At 69.5% G+C, this 26517-nt stretch carries 24 protein-coding genes; 16 read left to right on the forward strand and 8 right to left on the reverse strand.

Translation table 11 applies throughout. The features are described 5' to 3' along the window. The first annotated feature begins 2 nt into the window (after positions 1 to 2). Both AB0L64_RS18310 and AB0L64_RS18315 read left to right on the forward strand, forming a co-directional pair. On the forward strand, positions 3 to 383 hold the full coding sequence (locus AB0L64_RS18310) for a VanZ family protein (RefSeq protein ID WP_363711397.1): 381 nt from the start codon (positions 3 to 5) through the stop codon (positions 381 to 383). A 7-nt stretch (positions 384 to 390) separates the two neighbouring features. After that, positions 391 to 948 (forward strand): YqgE/AlgH family protein, encoded by a 558-nt coding sequence (locus AB0L64_RS18315; RefSeq protein WP_363711399.1) that lies wholly within the window; start codon positions 391 to 393, stop codon positions 946 to 948. Between the two features lie 14 nt (positions 949 to 962). On the opposite strand, the gene AB0L64_RS18320 is transcribed toward AB0L64_RS18315, so the two are convergent. Then, positions 963 to 1235, reverse strand: a complete 273-nt coding sequence (locus AB0L64_RS18320) for a DUF3039 domain-containing protein (RefSeq protein ID WP_363711401.1) — start codon at positions 1233 to 1235, stop codon at positions 963 to 965. Between the two features lie 121 nt (positions 1236 to 1356). On the opposite strand from AB0L64_RS18320, the gene AB0L64_RS18325 reads away from it, so the two are divergent. The 3 genes from AB0L64_RS18325 to AB0L64_RS18335 all read left to right on the forward strand — a co-directional run bounded on the left by AB0L64_RS18325 (position 1357) and on the right by AB0L64_RS18335 (position 7306). After that, entirely contained in the window at positions 1357 to 1929 is a 573-nt protein-coding gene (locus AB0L64_RS18325) for a Uma2 family endonuclease (protein ID WP_363711403.1), read from the forward strand. Between the two features lie 59 nt (positions 1930 to 1988). Beyond that, on the forward strand, positions 1989 to 3779 hold the full coding sequence (locus tag AB0L64_RS18330) for a DEAD/DEAH box helicase (protein ID WP_363711405.1): 1791 nt from the start codon (positions 1989 to 1991) through the stop codon (positions 3777 to 3779). A 194-nt stretch (positions 3780 to 3973) separates the two neighbouring features. Beyond that, complete coding sequence (locus tag AB0L64_RS18335) at positions 3974 to 7306, forward strand: CARDB domain-containing protein (RefSeq protein WP_363711407.1); 3333 nt, start codon at positions 3974 to 3976, stop codon at positions 7304 to 7306. 69 nt (positions 7307 to 7375) lie between these two features. Here AB0L64_RS18335 and AB0L64_RS18340 read toward each other — a convergent pair whose 3' ends face one another. Both AB0L64_RS18340 and AB0L64_RS18345 read right to left on the reverse strand, forming a co-directional pair. Continuing rightward, a complete protein-coding gene (locus AB0L64_RS18340) occupies positions 7376 to 8125 on the reverse strand; it encodes a glycoside hydrolase family 16 protein (protein ID WP_363711409.1) in 750 nt (249 codons plus the stop codon). Positions 8126 to 8172: 47 nt separating this feature from the next. Further along, entirely contained in the window at positions 8173 to 9015 is an 843-nt protein-coding gene (locus tag AB0L64_RS18345) for a helix-turn-helix transcriptional regulator (RefSeq protein ID WP_363711411.1), read from the reverse strand. 101 nt (positions 9016 to 9116) lie between these two features. Here AB0L64_RS18345 and AB0L64_RS18350 point away from each other — a divergent pair, with 101 nt between their 5' ends. Next, positions 9117 to 9845 carry an SDR family oxidoreductase gene (locus tag AB0L64_RS18350; RefSeq protein WP_363711413.1) on the forward strand — a complete coding sequence of 243 codons (729 nt, stop codon included), beginning with the start codon at positions 9117 to 9119 and terminating at the stop codon, positions 9843 to 9845. 133 nt (positions 9846 to 9978) lie between these two features. Here AB0L64_RS18350 and AB0L64_RS18355 read toward each other — a convergent pair whose 3' ends face one another. Both AB0L64_RS18355 and AB0L64_RS18360 read right to left on the reverse strand, forming a co-directional pair. Continuing rightward, entirely contained in the window at positions 9979 to 10527 is a 549-nt protein-coding gene (locus tag AB0L64_RS18355; protein ID WP_359936555.1) for an NUDIX hydrolase family protein, read from the reverse strand. A gap of 15 nt (positions 10528 to 10542) precedes the next feature. Then, a complete protein-coding gene (locus tag AB0L64_RS18360) occupies positions 10543 to 11190 on the reverse strand; it encodes an AraC family transcriptional regulator (RefSeq protein WP_363711416.1) in 648 nt (215 codons plus the stop codon). Positions 11191 to 11310: 120 nt separating this feature from the next. Here AB0L64_RS18360 and AB0L64_RS18365 point away from each other — a divergent pair, with 120 nt between their 5' ends. After that, positions 11311 to 12072, forward strand: a complete 762-nt coding sequence (locus AB0L64_RS18365; protein WP_363711418.1) for a phytanoyl-CoA dioxygenase family protein — start codon at positions 11311 to 11313, stop codon at positions 12070 to 12072. A gap of 29 nt (positions 12073 to 12101) precedes the next feature. Next, positions 12102 to 13334, forward strand: a complete 1233-nt coding sequence (locus AB0L64_RS18370; RefSeq protein ID WP_363711421.1) for an MFS transporter — start codon at positions 12102 to 12104, stop codon at positions 13332 to 13334. A 3-nt stretch (positions 13335 to 13337) separates the two neighbouring features. Here AB0L64_RS18370 and AB0L64_RS18375 read toward each other — a convergent pair whose 3' ends face one another. Then, on the reverse strand, positions 13338 to 14087 hold the full coding sequence (locus AB0L64_RS18375; RefSeq protein ID WP_363711423.1) for a hypothetical protein: 750 nt from the start codon (positions 14085 to 14087) through the stop codon (positions 13338 to 13340). Between the two features lie 55 nt (positions 14088 to 14142). On the opposite strand from AB0L64_RS18375, the gene AB0L64_RS18380 reads away from it, so the two are divergent. After that, the gene (locus tag AB0L64_RS18380; RefSeq protein WP_355472859.1) at positions 14143 to 14787 is read left to right on the forward strand and encodes a helix-turn-helix domain-containing protein; all 645 of its coding nucleotides are present in this window, start codon (positions 14143 to 14145) and stop codon (positions 14785 to 14787) included. A gap of 783 nt (positions 14788 to 15570) precedes the next feature. Here AB0L64_RS18380 and AB0L64_RS18385 read toward each other — a convergent pair. Then, on the reverse strand, positions 15571 to 16041 hold the full coding sequence (locus tag AB0L64_RS18385; RefSeq protein ID WP_363711425.1) for an Lrp/AsnC family transcriptional regulator: 471 nt from the start codon (positions 16039 to 16041) through the stop codon (positions 15571 to 15573). A gap of 152 nt (positions 16042 to 16193) precedes the next feature. Between AB0L64_RS18385 and hppD the strand changes: the two genes are divergently transcribed. The 7 genes from hppD to AB0L64_RS18420 all read left to right on the forward strand — a co-directional run bounded on the left by hppD (position 16194) and on the right by AB0L64_RS18420 (position 22601). Next, positions 16194 to 17396 (forward strand): 4-hydroxyphenylpyruvate dioxygenase, encoded by a 1203-nt coding sequence (hppD, locus tag AB0L64_RS18390; RefSeq protein WP_363711427.1) that lies wholly within the window; start codon positions 16194 to 16196, stop codon positions 17394 to 17396. 149 nt (positions 17397 to 17545) lie between these two features. Beyond that, positions 17546 to 18019: a hypothetical protein gene (locus AB0L64_RS18395; RefSeq protein ID WP_355472853.1), complete on the forward strand. Its 474-nt coding sequence runs from the start codon at positions 17546 to 17548 to the stop codon at positions 18017 to 18019. Between the two features lie 44 nt (positions 18020 to 18063). After that, positions 18064 to 19440: an FAD-linked oxidase C-terminal domain-containing protein gene (locus AB0L64_RS18400; protein WP_363711430.1), complete on the forward strand. Its 1377-nt coding sequence runs from the start codon at positions 18064 to 18066 to the stop codon at positions 19438 to 19440. A 138-nt stretch (positions 19441 to 19578) separates the two neighbouring features. Further along, positions 19579 to 20178, forward strand: a complete 600-nt coding sequence (locus AB0L64_RS18405) for a hypothetical protein (RefSeq protein WP_363711432.1) — start codon at positions 19579 to 19581, stop codon at positions 20176 to 20178. 14 nt (positions 20179 to 20192) lie between these two features. Then, positions 20193 to 20891 carry a two-component system response regulator CseB gene (cseB, locus tag AB0L64_RS18410; RefSeq protein ID WP_355697154.1) on the forward strand — a complete coding sequence of 233 codons (699 nt, stop codon included), beginning with the start codon at positions 20193 to 20195 and terminating at the stop codon, positions 20889 to 20891. After that, positions 20891 to 22135: a HAMP domain-containing sensor histidine kinase gene (locus AB0L64_RS18415; protein WP_363711435.1), complete on the forward strand. Its 1245-nt coding sequence runs from the start codon at positions 20891 to 20893 to the stop codon at positions 22133 to 22135. Before cseB ends, AB0L64_RS18415 begins: the two co-directional genes overlap by 1 nt. A gap of 61 nt (positions 22136 to 22196) precedes the next feature. Then, a complete protein-coding gene (locus AB0L64_RS18420; RefSeq protein WP_363711437.1) occupies positions 22197 to 22601 on the forward strand; it encodes a hypothetical protein in 405 nt (134 codons plus the stop codon). Positions 22602 to 22689: 88 nt separating this feature from the next. Here AB0L64_RS18420 and AB0L64_RS18425 read toward each other — a convergent pair whose 3' ends face one another. Then, positions 22690 to 26442, reverse strand: a complete 3753-nt coding sequence (locus AB0L64_RS18425) for an endo-alpha-N-acetylgalactosaminidase family protein (protein WP_363711439.1) — start codon at positions 26440 to 26442, stop codon at positions 22690 to 22692. Positions 26443 to 26517 lie beyond the last annotated feature (75 nt).

Raw genomic sequence — 26517 nt, forward strand, 5'->3', positions numbered from 1 at the left:
AGGTGACTTCTACGCTGACGGGGCCGGCCACCGGGTCGCGGGTACGGGTCTGGGCCTGGCGGATCGCCTTCGTGGCGGCGGTGGCACTGCAGCTGTACGGCGTCTACGCGCCGCGCGAGGCGGGTCCGCACGTCGGGCTGCCGCAGGTGGACAAGATCGCGCACTGCTTCCTGTTCGCGGCGGTGGCGTTCACCGGTCTCAAGGTCGGTGTGCCGGCGCGCTGGCTGCTCGGAGCTCTCGTCGCGAACGCGGTGGTCAGCGAGCTGGTGCAGCACTGGCTGCTGCCGCAGCGCGACGGCGACCCGTTCGACGCCTTGGCCGACCTGGCCGGGGTCGCGCTGGGCGCTTGGCTGGGGTCACGGGCGACCCGTCGTACGCCATGATGGAGGTATGACGGTCTCGACCCTGACCGGTTCGCTGCTGGTGGCGACCCCGTTGCTCGACGAGCCGCCCTTCCGCCGGTCGGTGATCCTGCTGCTGGATCACGACGACGACGGCGCACTCGGGGTGGTGGTGAACCGCGCCGCCGACCTGTCCGTGGACCAGGTGCTGCCGAACTGGTCGTCCGCGGTCGACGAGCCCGGCGTGCTGTTCATGGGCGGGCCTGTCGGCACCGACAGTGCACTCGCGGTCGCAGAGGTCATCGACACCACCGACCCGCCCGGCTGGCGGGAGTGCTTCGGCCGGATCGGGTTGATCGACCTCGACGTACCACCGGCGCTGCTGGAGGGCGCGATCACCCGGATGCGCATCTTCGCCGGCTACGCCGGCTGGTCCAGCGGCCAGCTCGAGGGCGAGATCGCCGAAGGCGCCTGGTACGTCGTCGAATCCCACCCCGAGGACGTCTTCGGCCACGACCCCGACACTCTCTGGCGCCGAGTCCTCCGCCGTCAGAACGACCAGATGGCCTACCTGGCCACCTACCCCGACGACCCAACGCTCAACTAACCCCTTCCGGGGGACTACTCGTCGCCGTCCTGGTCGTCGTCGCCGGGGTTGAGGGAGTCCCAGATCTCCTTGCACTCCGGGCAGACCGGGAAGCGCTGCGGGTCGCGGCTCGGGACCCAGACCTTGCCGCAGAGGGCGACGACGGGGGTGCCCATCACCATCGCCTCGGTCAGCTTGTCCTTCGGCACGTAGTGCGAGAACCGCTCGTGATCGCCAGGCTCGGCCGGCGACGTCTGCGTCCGCTCGTCGACAACCGTCTCCGCGCCGGGGGTCAGCTGTGTGCTCATACCCCCGAGTGTAGGACGCATCACCAGCAGACCAGGAACTTTTCCACAGCTCGGGGAATCCCGGGGAATCCAGGGGCAGATCACGGCACCTTCTCTGCCGTGACCGACCAGAGGAGGCAGTATGAGTCTCGTGGAACCCATCCCGACCCAACCAGCGGTGCCCTGGCAGCCCTTCGGACCGCTGACAAGGGCCGATCTCGCTCGAATGCCCGATGACGGGCACCGGTACGAGCTCATCGACGGGGTGTTGCTCGTGACCCCGGCCCCGGCCATCCGGCACCAGATCATCGCCAGCAACCTCAACGACATCCTCAAGCGGGCCTGTCCGGCCGAGCTGCTGGTGCTGTTCGCGCCGGTCGACGTGGTCCTGGCCACGGACACCGTGCTGCAACCGGATCTGGTAGTCGCTGCGCGCGAGGACTTCGGCGAGCACGATCTGCCGGTCGCACCCTTGCTGGCGGTCGAGGTGTTGTCGCCGAGCACGCGGCGCTTCGACCTGATGGTGAAGTTCTCGCGGCTGGAGGCGGCTGGTTGCCAGGCGTACTGGGTGGTGGATCCCGACACGCCGAGCCTGATCGCCTGGGAACTGCAGGACGGCGCATTTGTGCAGGTCGCGAAGGTGACCGGCGATGAAGCGGCGCACCTGACGAGTCCGTACGACGTGACGGTGGTGCCTGCCGATCTGATCTCGTAACGGATCTCGGGTAACCTTCCTGCCCGGCACACTGTCGACCTTCGGGGGAGTAGCTGTCTGTGGATTCGCACGTGCCGGCCAACCCTGCTGTCCTGCCACCGGCCTATCCGGATCGCGCAGCGTGGGGGACCGCGAGCAAGCTGCGAGCCTGGCAGGCCGAGGCGCTCCAGCTGTACCTGGACAACAACCCGCGGGACTTCCTCGCGGTGGCGACACCGGGCGCGGGCAAGACGACATTCGCGCTGACGGTGGCCGCCGAGCTGCTGCACCGGCGGCAGATCGAGCGGGTGACCGTGGTGACGCCGACCGAGCACCTCAAGGTGCAGTGGGCCGATGCCGCGGACCGGGCGGGGATCTCGATCGACCCCGCGTTCGCCGGGCGCCGCGGCAAGACCAACAAGGACTTCCAGGGCGTCGCGGTGACGTATGCGGGCGTCGCGGTGAACCCGCTGGCGTTCCGGGTCCGGACCGAGCGGTTCAAGACCCTGGTGATCCTCGACGAGGTGCACCACGGCGGTGACGCCCTGAGCTGGGGCGACGGTGTCCGCGAGGCCTTCGAGCCCGCGACCCGCCGGCTCTGCCTGACCGGGACGCCGTTCCGCAGCGACGACAACCCGATCCCCTTCGTGACGTACGAGGAGGGCCACGACGGCGTCGCCCGGAGCAAGGCCGACTACACGTACGGGTACGGGCACGCGCTGCGCGACCACGTCGTTCGCCCGGTGATCTTCATGTCGTACTCCGGTGAGATGCGGTGGCGGACCAAGGCCGGTGACGAGATCGCCGCGCGGCTGGGCGAGCCGCTCACCAAGGACCTGACTGCCCAGGCGTTGCGCACCGCGCTGGACCCGGCCGGAGAGTGGATGGGCGCGGTGCTGGCGGCCGCGGACAAGCGGCTGACCGAGGTACGCCGGCACATGCCGGACGCCGGAGCGTTGGTGATCTCGGGCGACCAGAACACCGCCCGCGCGTACGCGAAGACGCTGCGCGAGCTCACCGGCGAGGCGCCGACCGTCGTGCTGTCGGACGAGAAGGCGGCGAGCAAGAAGATCGCGAAGTTCTCCGAGGACAACTCCCGGTGGATGGTCGCCGTGCGGATGGTGTCCGAGGGCGTCGACGTACCGCGGCTCGCCGTCGGCGTGTACGCGACACCGACGTCGACGCCGCTGTTCTTCGCGCAGGCCGTCGGGCGGTTCGTGCGGGCCCGCAAGCGCGGCGAGACGGCGTCGGTGTTCGTGCCCTCGGTGACCCGGCTGCTCGGGTTCGCGGCCGAGATGGAGGTCGAGCGCGACCACGTCCTCGGCCGGAAGAACACGAACGAGGACGGCGACATCTTCGCCCTCGAGGACGACCTGCTGAAGCAGGCGAACCAGGCCGAGGGCGCCAGCGACGAGCTCGAGGGCAACTTCGAGGCGCTCGGGTCGGACGCGAGCTTCGACCGGGTGGTGTTCGACGGCGGTGACTACGGGACCGGCGGCGAGAACGCGTCCGACGAGGAGCTGGACTTCCTCGGTCTGCCGGGCCTGCTGGAGCCCGACCAGGTGCGGGAGCTGCTGCACAAGCGCCAGCAGAAGTCGCTGGCCGCGCAGAAGAAGTCCTCGCGGTCCACGAGTGACCGCGAGGACCCGACGCCGACCGAGCTGGCCACCCACGAGCAGATCGCGCTGCTCCGCCGCGAGCTGAACGGTCTGGTCGCCGCCTGGCACCACCGCACCGGCCAGCCGCACGGCGTGATCCACAACGACCTGCGCCGCAAGCTCGGCGGTCCGGCCGCCGCGCATGCCTCGTCGATCCAGCTGAAGGATCGCATCGAGCTGATCCGCGACTGGGCGACCCAGCGCCGCGCCTGACTCGGCGCATCTGATCACCAGCACCTGACACCCCGCCCCGGTTCGCCGGCGGCGGGGTGTTGTGTCGTGACGAAGTGTTGACGTGCTGCGACCGGTGCTGCAAGCTTCGGATACCCGCACTGCAAGAAATTGTCAGAGTCACGCAATTTCCGTAGTGCAGGAACCTCCCACCGCCCCCGATGGAGGACCACCCGATGCATCGGAAGAATCTTCTGCGGCTCCCGCTGGCCGCCCTGCTCGTCGCCGCCGGTCTGCTGTCGGTCCCGACCGCCATGGCCGCCGACCTGACCAAGACCCTGACCGCCAGCAGTTCGCTCGGTGAATACCCGAGCGGCAACGCCGGCGACGGAAATCAGAACAGCTACTGGGAGAGCAGCAACAACGCCTTCCCGCAGTGGCTGCAGGCGGATCTGGGCGCCACGAAGGACGTCAACCAGGTGACGCTCAAACTCCCGTCCTCCTGGGGGCCGCGCACCCAGACCGTCACGGTCTCGGGCAGCGCGAACGGCTCCTCGTTCAGCACACTCGTCAGCAGCACGGCGTACACCTTCAGCGGCACCAACGTCGTCACGATCGATTTCACCAACACCTCGGTGCGCTACGTCCGGCTGACATTCACCGCGAACACCGGCTGGCCGGCCGCGCAACTGTCGGAGTTCGCACTGGCCGGGCCTGGTGGCGGGCCGGTCGAACCCCCGACCGGCACGGACCTCGCCGCCGGCAAGGCGATCGAGGCGTCGAGCTCGGTGTTCGGCTTCGTCGCGACCAACGCCAACGACGGCAACACCGGCACCTACTGGGAGTCGAACGGCTTCCCGTCGACCTTGACCGTCAAGCTCGGCGCGAACGCCGACGTCAGCTCGGTCGTCGTCAAGCTCAACCCGGATCCGGTCTGGGGTCCCCGCACCCAGAGCATCGAGGTCCTCGGCCGTGAACAGTCCGCGACCGCGTTCACGTCGGCCGTCGCGCGGACCAACTACCAGTTCGACCCGTCGGCCAACCAGAACACGGTGACAATCCCGGTCACCGGCCGGTACGCCGACCTTCGCCTGCAGCTGTTCAGCAACACCGGCGCTCCCGGCGGCCAGGTCGCCGAGCTGCAGATCTTCGGTGCGGCGGCGCCCAACCCGGACCTCGTCGTGACGAACGTCGACTGGTCACCTGCCGCGCCGACCGAGTCGACCCCGATCACCTTGACCGCGGCCGTCAAGAACAATGGCTCGGCAGCCGCGCCGGCCAGCAGCCTCAACTTCCTGCTCGGCGGCTCGGTCGCCGGAACGGCGAACGTCCAGGCACTCGCCGCCGGTGCGTCCACCACGGTCACCGCCAGCGCTGGGACGCGCGCGCAAGGGAACTACACCGTCGCCGCCGTCGCCGACCCGGCCAACGTGGTCGTCGAGCAGAGCGACACCAACAACACGCTCCAAGCAGCGACCCAGCTGACAGTCGCCCAGGCCGCTGGGCCTGACCTCCAGGTCACCGGCATCACGCCCAACCCGGCCAATCCGGCACCCGGTGCCCAGGTCACGTTCACGGTCGCCGTGAACAACCGCGGTACGTCGGCTGCCGCGGCCAGTGTGGCGCGCTTGGTCGTCGGCACGACCACCCTCAACGGCAACGCGCCGTCGATCGCGGCCGGCGCCACTGCCAACGTCGCGATCAGCGGAACGTGGACCGCGACGAACGGCGGCGCCACGCTGACGGCCACGGCCGATGCGGGCAACGCCGTTGCCGAGACCAACGAAACCAACAACACCTTCACCAAGTCGATGGTGGTCGGCCGCGGCGCCGCCGTACCGTTCACGTCGTACGAGGCCGAGGCGGGCAACTACACCGGCACCCTGCTGACCGCCGACGCGCAGCGGACCTTCGGGCACACCAACTTCGCCACCGAGTCGTCCGGCCGGCAGTCGGTCCGGCTGAACTCCAGCGGTCAGTACGTCGAGTTCACCTCCACCGTGCCGACCAACTCGATCGTGGTCCGCAACTCGATTCCGGACTCCGCCGACGGACAGGGGCTCCAGGCAACGATCAGCCTGTACGTGAACGGCACGTTCAAGCAGAAGCTCAACCTGAGCAGCCACAACAGCTGGCTCTACGGCAACACCGACTCGCCCGAGGGTCTCACCAACACCCCCGGCGGCGACGCCCGCCGCCTGTTCGACGAGTCGCACGCCCTGCTCAACCAGTCCTACCCGGCCGGCACCACGTTCCGCCTGCAGCGGGACACCGGCGACACGGCGTCGTACTACATCATCGACCTGGTCGACCTCGAGCAGGTCGCGCCGGCGCTGTCCCAGCCGGCCGGATGTACGTCGATCACGCAGTACGGCGCGGTGCCGAACGACGGGATCGACGACGCGGACGCCATCCAGCGCGCCGTGACGGACGACCAGAACGGCGTGATCAGCTGCGTCTGGATTCCTGCAGGCCAGTGGCGGCAGGAGAAGAAGATCCTCACCGACGACCCGCAGAACAGGGGTCAGTTCAACCAGGTCGGGATCAGCAACGCGACGATCCGCGGCGCCGGAATGTGGTACTCGCAGCTGTACTCGCTGATCGAGCCGCAGAACGCGGGTGGGATCAACCACCCGCACGAAGGCAACTTCGGTTTCGACATCGACAAGAATGTGCAGCTGTCGGACATCGCGATCTTCGGATCCGGCCGGATCCGCGGCGGTGACGGGAACGCCGAGGGCGGAGTGGGGCTGAACGGGCGCTTCGGGACCGGGACGAAGATCAGCAACGTCTGGATCGAGCATTCGAACGTCGGGGTCTGGGTCGGCCGCGACTACGACAACATCCCGGAGCTGTGGGGTCCGGCCGACGGGCTCGAGTTCAGCGGGATGCGGATCCGGGACACGTACGCCGACGGCATCAACTTCTCCAACGGCACCCGGAACTCGAAGGTGTTCAACTCGTCGTTCCGCACCACCGGCGACGACGCGCTCGCGGTGTGGGCGAACAAGTACGTCAATGACCAGTCGGTGGACGTCGGCCACGACAACGCGTTCACCAACAACACCGTCCAGCTGCCGTGGCGGGCGAACGGGCTCGCGATCTACGGCGGGTACGGCAACCGGATCGAGAACAACCTGGTCTACGACACGATGAACTACCCGGGCATCATGCTGGCCACCGACCACGATCCGCTGCCGTTCTCCGGGACGACGACGATCGCGAACAACGCGCTCTACCGGTGCGGCGGGGTGTTCTGGAACGAGGACCAGGAGTTCGGCGCGATCACGCTGTTCCCGTCGAACCTCCCGATCCCCGGCGTCACCATCCGGGACACCGAGATCCATGACTCGACGTACGACGGCATCCAGTTCAAGACCGGCGGCGGGGAGATGCCGAACGTTGCGATCAGCAACGTGAAGATCGACAAGTCGAACAACGGCTCCGGCATCCTCGCGATGGGCGGCGCCCGCGGCAGCGCCAACCTGTCGAACGTCACGATCACCAACTCCCGCGACGGCGACATCCTGAAGGAGCCCGGCTCGACCTTCACCATCACCGGGCAGTAACCACACCCGGGCACGACAGGTATTCCCCCGAGGCCCAGCACCTCCTCAAGAGGTGCTGGGCCTCAGCCTTTACGGGCGGTAGACGTGGACGTAGTCGATCTGCATCGACCCCGAGCTGGCCGTCGGCGGGATCTTGCCGTACACGAACAGGTCGAGGATCAGCGCGTCACTGGTGCCGGCGGTGTACGCGCCCTGTCGGCAGATCTCCTTGCCGTCGAGATACCAGACGGTCTCGTCGGGGCCGAGTTGCTGGGCGATCGTGTGCCAGTCGGTGGTCAGGTCGGTCGGTGACTGGTAAGTGCAGCCGCCGCCGGGGGACTGGTGGTTGGTGAGATACAGCGCCCGATGGTTGTCGCTGTAGAACTCGTACGTGTCCTGCTCGTTCGAGCCATTGCCGTTCCAGGTCCACGTGGACGGCCAGAATCCCTTGTCCGCCGGGAGTTTCAGCCGGGTCTCGACGTAGTCGCCGGTCTTCACGGCGAACGACTGCGACGGCTCGTGCCCGCAGGCCTGCCCGGTCGTGATCAGGGCGCCGGACCACTCGTACCCGGTCGCGGGGTTGTTCTTCCGCGCCGTCATCGTCAGCTTGCCGTCGCTCACCGCGAGTGCGTCCCAGGTGTGCCACTCGAGCTGCTGGTTGCCCTTGTTGCCCAGGCACTGGTCGGCTTCGGCGTTCGAGTGGATGGCCCACTTCGTCCGGTCGATCGCCGTACCGTCGAACTCGTCCGCGAACACCAGTGCGCCGGGTGCGGCGTCGGCGGCCCGCAGCGGGACGACGAACAACCCCAGCACGACCAGAGCCGTAAGTAACTTACGCATCAGGCAAGCCTCTCCGTCGGAAACCAACGGATCAAACAGTCGCTTGATCAGGGCTTGGTTGTCAACTCCTGCAGGCCGATCACGTCGAGCAGCCGGATCGCCTGCTCGGACGCCGACCCGGGCTCCGCCGTGTACAGCACCACGCGCTGGTCGCGCTCCGGCACCACCAGGACTTCGCAGATCACGTCGACCCGCCCGACCTGGGGATGGAAGATCGTCTGGCACAGCGACTGCTGCCGCCCGACCTCGTGCCGCGCCCAGATCTCCGCGAACTCGGGACTCCCCGCCAGCAGGTCGTCGACGAGCCGGGCGATGGCCGAATCGTTCGGGTAGGTGCTGGTCGCCGCCCGCAAATCGGCGGCGGCGTCACGGGCGAACTCCCGGGTGGCCTCCTCGCCGAACAGGTCCGTCTGCCGGTCGGTGAGGAAGCGCAGCCGGAGCAGATTCCGGTCCCGCGGCGGGAGTGCGGAGAAGTCCGTGATCAGCGCCGCGGCCAGCGGGTTCCACGCGAGGACGTCGTACTTCGCGTCCAGCACCAGCCCCGGTACGTCGAGGCGCGCGAGCATCCGCAGTACGCCGGTCCGCACCTCCGTCGGCGGGCCGGGTGGCGGACCGGGCTGCTCGCCGGCGAGCCGGAACAGGTGATCGCGCTCGTCGGCGGACAACCGCAGCGCGCGGGCGAGACCGGTCAGCACCGCGCGGGACGGGCGCGGGCCGCGGCCCTGCTCCAGACGGGTGTAGTAGTCCGTGGACATCGTCGCGAGGCTTGCCACCTCTTCCCGGCGGAGCCCGGGCGTACGGCGGCGCAGGCCGGCGGGCAGTCCGACGTCGGCGGGGCGCAACGCCTCCCGTCGTACCCGGAGGAACTCCGCCAGCCCGTCGCGATCCATGGTCCCAGGATCCCAGGCACGCGCACGGCCAAACAGGGACCGCCGATCCCAGCCTCGGCCGACTCTGCCTCGCGCGGCCGGATCAACTCAGGGTTGACGGCATGAACACGACGAAGATCGCGCTCGTCACGGGCGCCAACAAAGGCATCGGCAAGGAGATCGCACGACAGCTCGGGCAGGCCGAGTTCACCGTGCTCGCCGGGTCGCGGGACCTGGAGCGCGGCGAGCTCGCGGTGAAGGAACTGGTTGCCGAGGGCCTGGAGGTGGTCGGCCTCCAGCTTGAGGTCACGGACGAGGAGTCGGTGCGGGCTGCGGCCGAGCGGGTCGCGGCGGAGTACGGGCGGCTCGACGTCCTGGTCAACAACGCGGCGATCATTCCCGAGGGCGACGACGCGGTCTCGCGGATCGGCGCCACGGTCCTGCGATCGGCGTTCGAGACCAATGTGGTCGGGCTCGTGGGGGTCACGCAGGCGTTCCTGCCGCTGCTCCACCAGGCCGAGGCGGCCCGGATCGTGAACCTGTCGACGTCGCTGGCGTCGTTCGAGCAGGTCGGCGATCCGGAGTCGCGGATGTCGACGGTGCTGACGCTCGGCTACAACGCTTCGAAGGCGGCCGTGAACATGGTCACGGTCATGCTCGCCAACGAGCTGCGCGGCAGCGGCATCCTGGTGAACGCCGCCGACCCGGGCAACTGCGCGACCGACATGGGCGGCTGGACCGCGGCGCGCACCCCGGCGCAAGGTGCGGCCGTCGCGGTCGAGCTCGCGACGCTCGGCCCGGACGGCCCGACTGGCCACGTCTACGCCCAGGAAGGCCGCCTCCCCTGGTGAGCGGCCGCCTTCCCGCCAACTGCACACCTCCGGGGCTGACCCCTGAGTTTGCCGGTTGACGCCGCGCATGCGGTGAGGCGAAGCGGCCATCTCAGGGGCCGGCCCCTGAGATGGCCGTGGTGCGGGGCGGTCGTCAGACGATGGCGCCGGACCAGGCGAGGGCCTGCTTGAGCAGCTGTCCCCGGCCGCCCTCCATGTCGTTGAGGAGGCTCGGGGCCAGCGCCTCCTCCGGGGTCAGCCAGGTGAGCTCGAGCGCGTCCTGGCGCGGGTTGCACTCACCGGTGACCGGTACGACGTACACCAGGGCGACCGCGTGCTGGCGCGGGTCGTGCAGCGGGGTCATGCCGGGGAACGGGAAGTACTCCGCGACCGTGACCGGGACCAGCGTGGCGGGGAGCCGCGGGAAGGCAGCCGGCCCGAGGTCTTTCTCGATGTTGCGCTGCAGCGCGTCGCGGATCGACTCGTTGTGCAGGACGCGCCCCGAGACCAGCGTGCGGGTGATCTCGCCGGTCGCGGCGGACGTCCGGAGCAGCACCCCGATGTGCTCGATCCGGCCGGACGGGTCGACGCGCGCGGGAACGGCCTCGACGTACAGGATCGGTACCCGCGTGCGGGTCTCCGCGAGCGCGAACTCGGAGAGCCAGCCGGGATTCGGGTCAGGCGTACGCAGCGACGAACTCATGGAGGACATCTTCGCTTACGGTCTGAAAGCGGACCGGTACCGGGAGGGGCTCAGTCCGAATGTCGAGCGGAATCTGCGGGTCGCGTGGCTCGGATCGTGCCAGCCGACCAGCGCGCCGATGGTGCTGATCGGGAGCTCGGTCTCGATCAGGAGGCCGGCGGCGCGTTCGGCGCGGACGCGGTTCAGGTACGCCATCGGGGACATGCCGACCGAGGTGCCGAAGAGGCGGATCAGGTAGCCGGGCGCGAGGTTGACGGCTGCCCCGAGCTGTTCGAGGGTCCAGGGCGCGGCGAGGTCGGACTCCAGCAGACGCATCGCGTGCTGCACCGCGGGGTGCGGTGCCGGTCGCATGCCCGTGGCCGCGGGGATCAGGGCGCCCGAGAGGAGGCCGAACACGTCCGGCCCCAGATAGGCGTTGCGGACGACCATGCCCTGGCAGTCGACGTACCCGTGCCACTCGCCCGGGCGGATCACCACCACCGAGTCCGGCGCGAGCTGGACCTCGCCGCCGGCCGACACATGCGTGCCCCGACCGGCGACGACCACTGCGATCTCGAAGAACGCGTGGCTGTGCACCGCGACGTCCGCGACCAGCTCGATCCGCTCGCCGGCGACCGGCAGCCTCAGGTCCGGGAAGACCTCACTGCTCAGCACGTTGTGCACGACCAACCTCCCAGGAGGTGAATTCCGGTCAACTGGTGGTCAACCTCGTCCTGTCGGCACGGCCGCGGGTCCCCGACCCTGGAAACACCTTCCAGTACGACGGAATCCGAGGAGCCCTCGATGACCACGACCGACCCTACGGCACCCGCGGTGCTCGACGAAGAGATCATTTCCGCCTACCGCCGCGACGGCGTCGTCCGGATCCGGAACATCATCGGCCGCGACGAGGCGGCCCGGTTCGCCGCCGCCGCGGCCGAGTGGACCGCCGGCGCCGACGACCTGTTCGAGGACTCGAAGATCTTCAACCAGTACGTCAATGTCTGGCGGCAGAACGACGTCCTGCGGGAGCTCACGCTGGATCCGCGACTCGCCGCGGCGGCGACCGCGCTGGCCGGCGTACCGCTGCGGATCTGGCACGACCAGCTGCTGATCAAGCCGCCGCACAACGGCGCGGCGACCGAGTTCCACCAGGACGCGCCGTACTGGCCGCACGCCGGTTCGCGGGCCTCGCTGTCGGCCTGGGTCGCGCTCGTCGACGTACCGGTGGAGCGCGGCTGCATGACGTTCATCCCGGGCTCGCAGCATCACCAGGATCTGCGCAGCCAGGACCTGTCCGATCACGAGGACATGTTCCGCGCCGCACCGGACCTGCGCTGGGAGGAGCGGCTGACGATCCCGCTGCAGGCCGGCGACTGCACCTTCCACAACGCCTACCTGGCGCACTCCGCGACACCGAACTTCACCGACGACCCGCGGATCGCGCACGTGGCGATCTACATCGACGCGGCGGCGACGTACACCGGCGCCGGCCACGTGGTGACCGACGGCGTCGGCCTGACCGTCGGCGAACCGCTCGACCACGAGCTCTTCCCGGCTGTCTGATTTTTCACGGTGTGACATAAGTTGTCACCGTGCGTCTGCTCACCGACATCCGTCCGCTGCGTGAGTCCGCCGACTTCCGCAGGCTGTGGATCGGGTCGACGGTGTCGCAGCTCGGTCAGCAGATGACGGCGGTGACCGTCTCGATCCAGGTGTACGCGCTGACGCACTCGACGTTCGCGGTCGGGCTGGTCGGGCTGTTCTCACTGGTCCCGCTGATCGTCTTCGGGCTGTACGGCGGCGCGATGGCCGATGCGATCGACCGCCGTACGCTCGCGCTGGTCTCGTCCACCGGATTGTGGCTGCTCTCGATGGTCCTGGTGCTGCAGTCGCATCTGGACTGGGAGCAGGTCGGGGTGCTGTACGCCGTCGTGGCCTGCCAGTCGGCCTGCTTCGCGGTCAACAACCCGGCGCGGTCCGCGATCATCCCGCGGCTGATCCGCCCTGAGCTGCTGCCGGCCGCGAACACGCTCAGCCAGGCCGCGTTCAACCTGGGCTTCACTGCCGGGCCGCTGCTCGGCGCGGCGGTGATCGCCTGGCAGGGGTTCGCGGCGGCGTACCTGGTCGACGTGATCACGTTCACCGCGGCGCTGTACGCGCTGTTCCGGCTCCCGCCGGTGCCGCCGACCGGCGCCGTACGGCGGGCCGGGCTGCGCTCGGTGCTCGAAGGGTTCACGTTCCTGCGCGCGGCGCCGGCGTTGCTGGCCACCTTCCTCGCCGACATCCTCGCGATGGTGTTCGCCCAGCCGCGGGCGCTGTTCCCGGCCGTGGCCGGTGCGTTCTTCGGCGGCGGCGTCCGGACCGTCGGGCTGCTGCAGGCCGCGCCGGCGATCGGGGCGCTGATCGGCGTGATCTTCTCCGGGTGGGTCACTCGGGTGCGCCGTCAGGGCGTGGCGATCGTGCTGGCGATCACGGTGTACGCCGCCGCCGTCGGCCTCTTCGGACTGTCGCGGACGATCTGGCTGGGCGTCGCGCTGCTCGCAATGTCCGGGGCGGCCGACATGGTCAGCTCGGCGTACCGGAACACGGTGCTGCAGTCCGCGGCGCCGGACGCGATGCGCGGGCGGCTGCAGGGGGTGTTCATCGTGGTCGTGGCCGGCGGGCCGCGGCTGGGGGACTTCGTCGCGGGGACGACGGCGTCGCTGACCAGTCCGACCGTCGCGTTGCTCGGCGGTGCCGCGGTGTGTATCACCGGACTCCTGATCCTGCTGGCGCGGAACCGGCCGTTCCGGGTCTACGACTCGCAGACCCGGGCGCTGAGTTGAGGATCAGCCGCCGGTCGCGAGCTTCTTCAGCACCGTGAACCAGGAGTCCATGTCCGGGTTGATCTCGGTCATCGGCTTGTCGTCGACGGTGACGAGCTTGCGGTCGCCGAGCGGCTCCTTCAGCTTGATCGGCGTCATCGACATGTTGCTGTCCTCCGGGCAGGGCACGTCGACGTCGATCGTCACCCGGATCTTGTCCTCGAGTTGCTCGACCTTGAGGTCCGACGCGCACTTGCCGACGGTGCCGATCACCAGGTCCGCCTCGTCGTACTTCGGCGCGTTCTGGATCCACTTCAGGTACTTCGGCTTCTTCCCCTTGATCAGCTGGTAGTACTGCGCCGGCTGCGGGTTCTCCTCGTCCGGGGTGCCGCTGCCGTCACCGATGAAGGTGCCGTAGATCTTGTCGATGCACGGATCCTTGTCGTCCGGGCCGTCGATCGCCCCGAACGCCCGCGCGGCCTTGTAGCAGCCGACCGCCTCGCGGTTCAGTGAGATGTTGAAACCGATCAGTGCCACGGCGCCGACGACCATCGCGATCGCCAGCATCCGGCGCGATTTCAGCTGCTGCGGGCCGAGAATGCCGGCCGCCCGGCGGGCCTCCTCCGGGGTCGCGTCGTCCGGCACCGGGGCGGTGCGGAACAGCGCCGTGATCGAGCTCGTCCACTGCGGATTGATGATCGTCGGAACGGCATAGACCAGGATCAGGCCCACGATCACGACGACGGCGGGGAGCAGCGACCAGTAATTTCGCACGGCAGCAAGATACGGGCCCATCGGGCCGCGACCGAATAACGGATACGCTAACAAGGTGCCAGCCGAGACCTCGCAGACGCTCGACCGGGGACTCACCGTCCTCGAGTTGCTCGCGGACGCCCCCGACGGGCTCTCGATCACCGAGCTCGCCGCGGCGCTGCGGGTCAGCCGGACGGTCGTGTACCGGCTGGTGAACACGCTCGAGCTGCACCGGCTGGTGCGCCGCGACAGCGAGGGCCGGGCCCGGCTCGGGCTCGCCGTACTGCACTACAGCCGGCGGGTGCAGCCGACGCTGCGGGACGCCGCGCTGCCGGTTCTGCGCTCGCTGGCCGAGGACACCGGCGCCACCGCGCACCTCACGGTCGCCGACGGTGAGGAGGCGCTCGCGATCGCGGTCGTCGAGCCGAGCTGGACCGACTATCACGTGTCCTACCGGATGGGCTCCCGGCACGCGCTCGACCAGGGCGCCGCCGGCAAGGCGATCCTGGCCGGCCGCCGCAAACCCGACCCCGCCGGCCGCCCCTTCGTCGTCACCTCCGGCGAACTCCAGGCCGGCGCCCAAGGCGTGTCGTCACCCGTCCTCGGCGTCCCCGGCGTCGAGGCCTCCATCGGCGTAGTCGTCCTGGGCAAACTCGACCGCGACTTCGTCGGCCCCCGAGTAGCCCGAGCCGCAGTAGAAGTAGCCAAGCGCCTCGCGTAATTGGCCTACCGGCCCGCCTACCGCCCCGCCTACCGGCCCCGGCCCCGCCCCGGCCCACGCCGCCCCGCCTCGGCCCCGCCCCGGCCCCGGCCCCGCCCCGGCCCCGGCCCCGGCCCCGGCCCCGGCCCCGGCCCCGGCCCCGGCCCCGGCCCCGGCCCCGGCCCCGGCCCTGGCCCCACGCCGCCCCCGGCTCGGCCCCGGCCCCGCCCCGGCCCGGCCCCACGCCGCCCCGCCTCGGCCCCACGCCGCCCCGCCTCGGCCCCACGCCGCCTCGGCCCGGCCCCACGCCGCCCCGCCTCGGCCCCGGCCCCGGCCCCGCCCCGCCTACCCGCCCCGGCCCCGCCTCGGCCCCACGCCGCCCCCGGCTCGGCCCCGGCCCTGCCCCACGCGGCCCCGCCTCGGCCCCACGCCGCCCCGCCTCGGCCCCGGCCCCGCCCCGCCTACCCGCCCCGGCCCCGGCCCCGCCTCGGCCCCACGCCGCCCCCGGCTCGGCCCCCGCCCCGCCCCGGCCCTGCCCCACGCCGCCCGCCTCGGCCCGGCCCCACGCCGCCCCCGGCTCGGCCCACGCCGCCCCGGCTCGGCCCACGCCGCCCCGGCTCGGCCCCACGCCGCGGCCCGTTTGAGGGGTGAACCACTTGGATTGCCCGTTTCCTGCGCGCATGCGATGGGGCGAAGGGGCACCTGGCGGGGTTAACCCCTCAAACGTCCGCTGTCCGCTGTCCGCTGTCCGCTGTCCGCTGTCCGCTGTTCGCTGTTCGCTGTTCGGGGTGAGGGGAGCGGACGTCAGGGGGTGGTGGCTGCTTCCACCAGGGGGAGGACTCGGTGGGGGATTTGTTCCGCCAGGGCGATGACGGTGGAGGCTCGTTGGATGCCGCGGACGATGACCACCTGGTCGATGACGCGTTGGAGGTCGGCGTTGGAGCGGGCGACGATGCGGCACCAGAGATCCTCGGCGCCGGTGATGGTGTGGACCTCGAGGACCTCCGGGATGCGGGCCAGCGCCTCGGCGACCGTGGTGTGACCTGAGCCCTGCTCGATCTGCAGGGTCGCGAACGCCGTCACCGGGTAACCGATCGCGCTGGTGTCGATGTCGGGCCCCCAGCCGCGGACCACGCCGTCACGCTGCAGCCGGTCGAGACGCGCCTGGACGGTGCCGCGCGCGACTCCCAGCCGGCGCGACGCCTCCAGTACGCCGACGCGCGGCTCGGCGGCGAACAACCTGAGGATCCGGGCGTCCAGCGCATCCACCGCCATAGCAACCCTCCGCAGATAGTCAGACTGACCAAATAGCCTAGCAATCCCGGCAGATCAGTGTGCAGACTGCCCGGTGAAACAAGGAACTGTTGCGCAACCTGCCTCCCAGGAACAAGGCTCGGCGTACCGATCCGAATCCGGAGGAGCAGCCGATGACCAGCACCGACCTCACCCCCGCAGAGCTCGACGCCGATCTCGACCTCGACCAGCTGAAGCAGCTCGTCGGCCTGGTGCCGTACGACGAGAGCACCGACCCGTTCCCGGTCACCGCGATGGACGCCGTGGTGTTCGTGGTCGGCAACGCCACGCAGACCGCGAAGTGGTACCAGCTCGCGTTCGGCATGGACCTGGTCGCCTACTCCGGCCCCGAGACCGGCTCCAAGGACAGCAAGGCGTTCGTGCTCAAGTCCGGCTCGGCCCGCTTCGTGATCTCCGGGGGCGTGAGCCCGAAGAGCCCGCTGCTCGACCACCACCGCAAGCACGGTGACGGCGTCGCGGACCTCGCGCTGGAGGTGCCGGACGTCGACAAGTGCATCGCGCACGCCCGCAAGGTCGGGGCCGTCGTGCTCGAGGAGCCGAACGACGTCTCCGACGAGCACGGCACGATTCGCCGCGCGGCGATCGCGGCGTACGGCGACACCCGCCACACGCTGATCGACCGCAGCCGGTACCACGGCCCGTACCTGCCGGGCTTCGTCGCCGCGAGCACCCGGGTGACCCGGCCCGAGGGGCACCCGAAGCGGCTGTTCCAGGCCGTCGACCACGTGGTCGGCAACGTCGAGCTCGGCAAGATGGACGAGTGGGTTGCCTTCTACAACAAGGTGATGGGCTTCGTGAACATGGCGGAGTTCATCGGCGACGACATCGCCACCGACTACTCGGCGCTGATGAGCAAGGTGGTCGCCAACGGCAACCACCGGGTGAAGTTCCCGCTGAACGAGCCGGCGGTGGCGAAGAAGAAGTCGCAGATCGACGAGTTCCTGGAGTTCTACGACGGCGCCGGCGCGCAGCACATCGCGCTCGCGACCAACGACATCCTGCGCACCGTGGACATCATGCGGGCCAACGGCGTGGAGTTCCTGAACACGCCGGACTCCTACTACGAGGACCCGGAGCTGCGGGCCCGGATCGGCGAGGTGCGGGTGCCGATCGAGGAGCTGCAGTCGCGCGGCATCCTGGTCGACCGCGACGAGGACGGCTACCTGCTGCAGATCTTCACGGCGCCGATCGGCGACCGCCCGACGGTCTTCTACGAGCTGATCGAGCGGCACGGCTCGCTGGGCTTCGGCAAGGGCAACTTCAAGGCGCTGTTCGAGGCGATCGAGCGCGAACAGGAGCGCCGCGGCAACCTCTGAGGCAGGTTTGACGATCAAAAGCTTGCCAAAAGCAACTGGACACGGCGTGTCGCCGTCCGATTACCGGAATGACTGTCCGGGCAGGCTCCGTTCGCGTAGTGTGCCTTCCTGAGTGCGCGTCGGGGCGTGCATTCAGGAAGGGTTTCGTCATGAAGACACTGAGCATTCTGCTCAGCACCGCCGGCCTGGCCGGCGTGGGCGCTCTCGCGTTGTCCGCCCTCCCGGCCGAGGCGGCCACGGCCGCCAGCTGCTCGGGCGCGAGGTCCATCGCATCGGCGCCGATGCTGCGTAACCATCAGCCGCCCAGTTGGGGCACTGTCCGGCTCGTCCGCGACAGTTGCTACCAGTACTGGGCCGAGATCACCATGGCGTCGCCGCTGGTCGCCAACGCGAAGGCCAACGCCTTCCTGGTGCAGTACGGCGGCGGCAACAACGGGCGGGTGCTCAGCTGTGACAGCAGCGGCGGCAACGGCTCGGTCATCCAGGGGCAGCGCACCTGTCGCACGCCCAAGGTGAAGGCGACCAGCGGCAGCATCACGTTCGCCGCGATCGGCCGGGAGTACCACAACTACGGCGGCGGCTACGAGGAGATCTCGGAGAACGTCACCAAACGCACGCGCTGAGACTGGGGTGCACGGTACCGCGCAGTAGTAACTAGGCTCGCAGTATGAGCGAGGTTGTCGAGCAGCTGCGTGAGGTACTGCCGCCCGAGGCACTGGTGACGGATCCGGACCGGATCGAGAGCTACCGGTACGACCGAGCGATGTTCTGCCCGGCCGGGATGCCGCTCGCCGTCGTGCTGGCCCGTGAGACCGCGCACGTCCAGGCGGCGGTGCGGATCGCGAACGAGAACGACGTGCCGATCGTGCCGCAGGGCGCGCGGTCCGGCCTGTCCGGCGCCGCCAACGCGCTCGACGGCTGCATCGTGATCTCGCTGGAGAAGATGGACCGGATCCTGGCGATCGAACCGGTCGACCGGTACGTCGTCACGCAGCCGGGCGTCTACAACGCGGTCCTCTCCCGCGCGGTCGGCGAGCACGGGCTGTTCTACCCGCCGGACCCGTCCAGCTGGGAGTTCTGCTCGATCGGCGGCAACCTGTCCACGAACTCGGGCGGCCTGTGCTGCGTCAAGTACGGCGTGACCACGGACTACGTGCTCGGCCTAGAGGTCGTGCTCGCCGACGGCCGCGTGCTGCGGACCGGCCGGAAGACCGTGAAGGGCGTGGCCGGGTACGACCTGGTGAAGCTGATCGTCGGCAGCGAGGGCACCCTCGGCATCATCACCGAGGCGACCCTGATGCTCCGCCCGGCCGCGGCCAAGCCGAAGACGATGGCCGCGTTGTTCGGCTCCGGCGTCGAGGCCGGCAACGCGATCCTGGAGATCATCCGCAGCGGCGTCTCGCTCAGCCTGCTGGAGATCATGGACCGGACGACGATCCGCGCCGTCAACAAGTACAAGCGGATGGACCTGCCCGACGAGGCGGCCGCGATGCTGATCGCGCAGTCCGACGCGGGCGGCGAGGCCGGCGCGGCGGATGTCGCCGCGGTGGCGAAGCTGTGCCGCGACCACGGCGCGCTGGAGTGCATCGAGGCCGAGGACGACGCCGAGGGCGAGCTGCTGCTCGAGGGCCGCCGGGCGGCGCTGACCGCCCTGGAGGAACTCGGTACGACGATGATCGACGACGTCGCCGTCCCGCGCTCGCGGCTGGCCGAGTTCATCGGCCGGATCGAGCAGTTGTCCGCGGAGCTGGACATCACGATCGGCGTCCTCGGGCACGCCGGCGACGGCAACATGCATCCGACGGTCGTCTTCGACCAGACCGATCCGGCCCAGGCCGAGCGCGCCCAGGTCGCGTTCGACCGGGTGATGGAGATCGGGCTGGAGCTCGGCGGCACGATCACCGGTGAGCACGGCGTCGGCGTCCTGAAGCGGACCTGGCTGGCCGAAGAGATCGGTCCGGTGGCACTCGACGTCCACCGCGCGATCAAGAACGCGCTGGACCCGAAGAACCTGCTCAATCCGGGGAAAGTCGTCGCCGGATGACACTGTGACGTAACCGCAATAGAACTGCCGGGGCCACTCGACGTCCATGCCCGTCGACTGTGACGTCGGGCCAGGACCATGGAAGTGAGGACGTGTACGAATTCGCGGGGGGACCGGATGCAGGGTAGGAGGCGCCCGATGGATCTGTGGCGCCGTACCGTGCTGCCCGCTGTCGCCGCCGTGGTCGCGACGGCAGCGCTGTCCGCGTGTGCGAACGGCGGCGGCCTGCGGGTCGAAGGGCCTGAGTCGCCCCCGCCGGACACCCCGACGCCGACGGTCGCGTTCGGTACCGGCAGCACCTCCCCGCACCCCGGGCGGACCCCGGAAGTGGCCGTTGACCTGTACAAAGTCCGGGCCGCGCTGCTCGCCGACCCGCGTCTCGGCAGGTACCCGCGGTCGGTGCTCTCGAATTGCACCGTGATTTCGCGTTGCCTCAGCAGGGGTAAGACCGTTGATGTATTGCACAGCGGTACACCCCAACAGATAATCCTCATCCATACCCTGGAGAAGTTCGTCTTCGGTATCTTCCTGATCGCCGTCGAGCCCTCGGGCCCGCGACCGGTCTGGATCCTGGACGTCGAGCAACCGACCGTGAACGCCAGCCCGCAAGGTGACCTGGTGGTCGAGTCGAAGATCTGGACGATCGACGACCCGGTCTGCTGCCCGTCGGGCCGGCGGGTCGAGGTCTACCGTTGGAACGGCCGGCAGATGATCAAGGTGAGCTCGACGGATCAGTAGGGAGACTGAAGTTCGTGGTACCGGAAGAACCGGCAGCGCAGATCCTCATGGTCGAGGACGACGCGGTGATTCGTGAGGCGACCCAACTGACCCTCGAGCGTCACGGCTACGACGTGACCACGGCCGAGGACGGCCTGGAGGCGATCGAGCGATTCGAGAAGATCCACCCGGATGTCGTGATGCTGGACATCATGCTGCCCGGGCTGGACGGGATCTCGGTGTGCCGACGGATCCGCGAGACCAGCACGGTCCCGATCGTGATGGTCTCGGCCCGCGGTGACGCGCTCGACGTCGTACTCGGCCTGGAAGCGGGCGCGGACGACTACGTGACCAAACCGTTCGACACGCAGGTCCTGGTGGCACGGCTGCGGGCGGTGATGCGGCGCGCGGTCTCCGACCCGGAGCGCCCGGCGCCGGCGGCCGGCTCCGGTGTGGAGTCGTTCGGCGACCTGGAGCTGGACCGCGAGGCGCTGGAGGTGCGGCGTGGCGGTCAGACCGTCCAGCTGACGCCGACCGAGCTCAAGCTGCTGATCGAGTTCGCGAACAACCCGGGTGTGGTGCTGAGCCGGTCGACGCTGCTGCAGCGGGTCTGGGATTACGAGTGGGGTGGCGACGGCCGGCTGGTCGACGTCCACCTGCAGCGGCTGCGGACCAAGATCGGTGCCGACCGCATCGAAACCGTCCGCGGCTTCGGGTACAAACTCAGAGCCTGATGGGCCTCCGGGGCAAGCTCGGTCTCATCTTCCTGCTGGTCTCGTCGCTCGCGATCCTGGTGCTGTGCGTCGCGGTCTACACCCAGGCCCAGTCGGCCCGGCTGGACCGCACGCGCAGCTTCGCCGACGAGCGGATCCAGCTCGCGGCGCAGAGCTACGACACCAACGACGTACCGGTGTTCGGGGCGAAGGTCGACGATCCGGACCTGCCGCCGCAGCTGCGCGAGGCCGTGCTCGAAGGCAAGCGCGCCACGTTCAAGACCGGGTCGCCGCACGCGAAGATGTGGGCGGCGGTCGCGGTCAAGGACGGCAAGGTGCTGTCGATCGAGCAGGACTACGAGAGCACCGACGACTCGATGAAGGCGTTGCAGCAGGCCTTGATCCTCGGCGGGATCGGCACCGTGACACTGGTCGCGCTGGTCAGCGTGATCCTGGCCGGCAGCCTGTCGAAGCGGATCGTCGCGGTCGCGGGGACGGCACGGCGGATCGCGGCCGGCGACCTGGACGCGTCCGCGGCGGAAGCCGTCGGCAAGGGCAAGGACGAGGTGCAGTCGCTGGCGACCGCCCTCGACACGATGGCCAGCTCGCTGCGCGGTCAGCTCGAGGCGGAGCGCCGCTTCACCGCGGACGTCGCCCACGACCTGCGGACGCCGGTGACCGGCCTGACCACCGCGGCCGAGCTGCTGCCGCCCGGCCGTCCGAGTGAGCTGGTGCGCGACCGGGCCAAGGTACTGCGGCGGCTGGTCGAGGATCTGCTCGAGATCGCGCGGTTCGACTCCGGCGTGGAACAGGCCGACCTGGAGCTGGTCGGCCTCGGTGCGTTCGTCGGCTCGGCGGTCGGCCGGTTGCGGATGCAGCAGGCGCTCGCCCCGGACAGCGTGGTCGTGTGCCAGGTCGGGCCCGACGAGACGGTGTCGACCGACTCCCGGCGGATCGAGCGGATCCTGGCCAACCTGATCGTCAACGGGCTGCGGCACGGCAAGCCGCCGGTCGAGGTCACGGTCAGCGGCCGGACCGTCGAGGTCGTTGACCACGGCAACGGATATCCCGAGGAGTTGATTGCCGAGGGCCCGCGGCGGTTCCGGTCCGGGGTGGCGGAGCGCGGTGTGGGGCACGGCCTCGGCCTGACCATTGCCGCCGGCCACGCCAAGGTGCTCGGCGCCGAGCTGACCTTCGGCGAGGCGCCCGGCGGCGGCGCGCTCGCCCGGCTCGTTCTTCCGGCCGGACCTGAGACGGAGCCGTAACAACCATTGCCCGCGGCGCCGCGTCTTCTCCTCCGTAACACCAACAAAACGAGGGGAAACCATGCGCACTCACTTCATCCGTCGTACCGCGGCTGTCGTCGCGGGTCTCGCACTGGCCGCCGGAGGCCTCGGGATCGCCGGCGCCCTGCAGGCCGACGCCGCCACCACCGGCACCAGCGCCTCGATCGCAGCGAAGTCGATCACGATCAAGTCCGACAAGGCCACCGCGAAGGCCTGGACGAAGGTCTCCTTCACCGGCAAGACCTCCGGCATCGCGAAGAACACCGTGGTCCAGGTGCAGCGACTGGAGAACGGCAAGTGGGTCAACTTCCCGGCCATCACCAAGGTCACCAGCCGGGCGACCTACTCGGTCTGGGTGCAGAGCGGCCGGGTCGGCGTGAACAAGTTCCGCGTCGTCGCGGCGAACACCGCCTCCGCGCCGGTCTCGGTGACCATCACCAAGTAGCCCGCGCCACGGGGTGAGGACAACGCACGGGGTCTGGAGACAAGCTATTGCCTGTCTCCAGACCCCGGCGGCTGTTCCCTGACCCGCGTCAGTGAACGCCGTACACGTTGAACTCTGCGGCGGAGCCGAAGACGGCGCCGTTGAGCGAGCTCGTGCCGACGAACTTCACGTATCGGCCTGACTTGGCCGTGAAGTCCAGCTTCTGGACGGCGGTGGAGTTCGGGAACTGGCCGGTCGCGACCGGAGTACCCCAGTCCTGGCCGTCGGCGCTGACGTAGATCTCGTACCCCTTGAACATCCCGTTCGTGCCGCTCTGCCGGGGCAGGTAGCTGAATCCGTTCACCTGGTACGTCGATCCGAGGTCGAGCGTCATGTGGTGCGGGTAACCCGCCGGCGTACTGACCTGCGACCAGGCGGAATGCCAGATGGTGCTGGGGTTTCCGTCCAGCGCCATCGTGGCGGCGCCGCCCGTGGCGACGTCCTCGCTGCTCACGTCGACCACCGTGATCCGCGACTGCGGAACGATTCCCGGCGGCAGCACGACGGCCTCGGCGCTGATCGTCGCCTGACCACCGGTCGCGGTCAGCGGGTACTTGCCCTCCGGCGTACCAGCCGGGGGAGTCACGTCCCAGGTTGTCGTGACGCTGGTGCCCGCGGCAACGGTCGCGTACGTCGCCGGCGTGGTCGCGGTGACGGCCCAGCCGTCGGGCGCGGTGAGGCCGAGCGTGATGTTGTTCGCGGCAACCACATCGTTGTTCGTGAACGTGGTGGTCACCGTGTTCGCCTCGCCGGACACGAGACCGGTCAGCCCGGACACCGCGACCGAGGTGCAGTCCGCCGGCTCCGACGTGGACCCGAGATCGGTGACCGCGAAGTTGTCGATGACGAAGTCGGCCTGGTCGCCGCCGTCGGTGAGCTTGCGCAGACCGACCCAGTAGTCCCCGCCGCACCCGGCTACGAACTCCTGGCCGTACGTCGCCTTGGTCCGCTGCTCGCCGATCGGGGTGGACTTCACCTCGACGGACGCGGGCCGGTCGACCCCCTGGACCCACGCGTACTGGCCGGCGCGGCCGCTCTCGTAGTCGAAGCTGACCTTGTACTTGTGGCCCGGCTGGAAGTTCACCGTCCACGGCGCGGTCCGGTAGACGAGGCCCTGGTTCTCCTCGTGCGACTTGAGCGACCAGTTGCCGTCGAGCACGTCGTCGACGAGCTTCCCGTTCCAGCCCGCCTGGGTGTACGGCGCGTGCTTCGGCGCGAGCACCGTCCGCGGATCCGTGACGCCGCCGGCATCACCCTTCACGAACGGGCCCCAGCCCTGATCGACGCTCTCGAAGTCGTCGACCAGCCCTGCCGCGGCACGCTGGGTCTCCACGACCCGCACGTCATCCACGCGCACCTGCGCCGAGCCGGCAGCTGCGGAGATGGTCAGGTCAGCGGTGCTTCCCTTTGCTTCGAAGACGACTCGCGCCCGCTGGTAGTACGCGTCGTGCTTGTCGTCGGAGGCCACCATGTTCTGCGCGGTCGACCGGCTGACCTCGTTGCGCACGCCGTCCACGGTGAGTGTCGTCGTCCGTGACTTCCCCGGCTCGACCTCCACCCAGGCGGACGCGCTGTAGGTGCGACCACGGGTCAGGCCGGTCAGGCGCTGGCGGATCGACGACGCCTTCGTACCGAGCTGGGCCACGTGCTGGCCGTTCTCGAGGGTGGCGATCTTCGTACCGCCAGTGGGGTTCCAGGCGTCCAGATTGCCGGCGTTGAAACCGGGGTCCTGGACGTGGCTGCTCTCACCCCAGGCAGGGTTCTTCGGGCTCGGCGCGGCCACCGGGTAGATCACGTACGGCTTGCCTGGGATCGCGTCGAGCGTGACGGTCCCGTGCTGGGCGCGGATGGTGGTCGGCTTGGTGCGGCCGGTGTCCGACAGTTGGTAGGCGGTGAAGGTGCTGACGCCGGCGAATGCGGCGGGCAGCTGCCAGGTGGTGCGGCCGCCGGCCGGGTTGTAGTGGTACAGCTTCTTGTTGTTGTCCCACGGCAGCAGGTACTTGTCGCCGTCGAGCACCTTCGCGTTCCCGGCGTACACGGTCCGCTTGCCGTTCTCCACCGCACCGCGGATGCCGCCGCTGAAGGCGATGTCGGTGCTGTTCCAGTCCAGGATCTTCTGCTGCTGCAGGAACTTCGCGGGCAGGTTGCGCTGCCAGATGTTGGTGTAGAACGCGTTCCAGTCGGTCTCACCGGTCCAGCCCTCGAACTCTACGATCGCGGACTGGCCGAGGATCGGGTCGCTGTTCCAGACGTCCTTCTCGTGGTTGCGGACGAACCGGATGATCTTCGAGTTCAGACCCTTGTTGGTCGGGCCGCCGTAGTCCAGGTCGTTGGCCCAGTGCGACCACAGCGACGACCGCTCGTGCCGGTCGGCCCACTCGGTCGCGACCTGCCAGCCCTGACCGGCGAGCTGCCGGGTCAGTCCGTCGGCGAGCCAGCCGGACTGGTAGTACACGTCGATGTACAGCTCCTGCAGGTTCTTGTCGGTCTCGTCGCGGAGCTGCTGGAACCGCTTCACGATGTTGCCGGAGGCAAGGTCCGGGCGCTGCTTGATGTAGTAGCTCTGGTTCAGCCAGTTCCAGCCCTTGGCGTTCTTGTCGACCAGCTCCTCGCTGAACGCGTTCGCCTCGGGGTAGGACTCGGTGGCGTTCACGTGGACGCCGAACGCCGCGTTCCAGGACTTGCCCTGCGTGAGCAGCGTGTTCAGGTCTGTGAGGCCGCCGGCTCGGGTGTTGTAGTTGCCGCCGTAGTCCGGATGGGCGGAGTCGTGGCCCTCGGCGCCGTACCCCTTCAGGATCGCCATCTGGCCGAGGCCGTCGGTGGCCAGCGAGATCCGCTTGACGTCGTCGAGCGTGCGCAGGAACGGGTGCGTGGCCTGGCTGGCGAAGTTGAACGGGATATGCGTGACCACCCGGTTCTTCACCTCGTCGCCGCCGTTCGGCTCGGTCATGATCGAGCGGAACGCGACCGCGCCGTCCTCCCAGTCCACGGTCTGGTCCTGGTTCGCGTCGGGGGTGACGACGACCTTCGCCCAGGGCAGCGGTTCGGTGTACGGCGACGTGTCGGCGCGGTACGTCCACTGGCCGCTCCAGACGCCGACGCGGGTGCTGCCGTCGGAGGCCTTGCGGGCGCGGTGCCAGAACCGGGCGCCGTCGTCGACCGACCGCCCGGACGGCTTGTCGTACGTCGAGTTCGACTCGATGCCCGCCGCCAGGCCGCTGGTGTTGACGAACGCGTACGTCGCGCCGGTCGCGGCCGCCTCGCCCGGAGTGGCCGCGGTGACCGGCGTGATCTTGTCGGCCGTACGCGTCGAGTCCGGGTCCAGCGTGGTGAACGCGGTGGTCGCGTCGGTGTCCGTGCTCGCCACCGAGACCAGGTCGTGGTCGGGGATGTCGATCGTGTGCACGCGGCTCGCGTCGGTGTCGCGCACCGCGTCGATCGCGAACGTCGTCACCCGGCCGGCCAGGCTCAGGCTGGCGTCCAGTTCGACACCGGGCAGGGCGTCGAAGGCCAGCGTGTACGACGCGCGCCCGCCGTCGACCGTCGGCGCCGCCGCGAGATGCGCGGTGCGGGCCGTGCCGTCGATCGTGACCGTCGAGAGCGCGTCCGGCTGTCCGCCGAGGGACTGCCCGGAGGCGTTGTCGACGTACTTGATCACCCGCGGGAAGTCCGACCCGACGGTGACCGTCAATTCCGCGGACCGCAGCGTCAACTCACCGGCGGCGTGCGCCCCGGAGGGCACGCTCAGCACACCGGCGGCCAGCGCTACAGCCAGTACTCCACACCCCACTGAACGTTTCATGCCGAGAAAGTTCGCACGCAACCGCAACTTCGTCAAGAGAAACGAACACTAATGAACATCTTCACCTCACTTTTG

The sequence above is a fragment of the Kribbella sp. NPDC051936 genome, from assembly GCF_040680955.1.
Lineage (GTDB): Bacteria > Actinomycetota > Actinomycetes > Propionibacteriales > Kribbellaceae > Kribbella.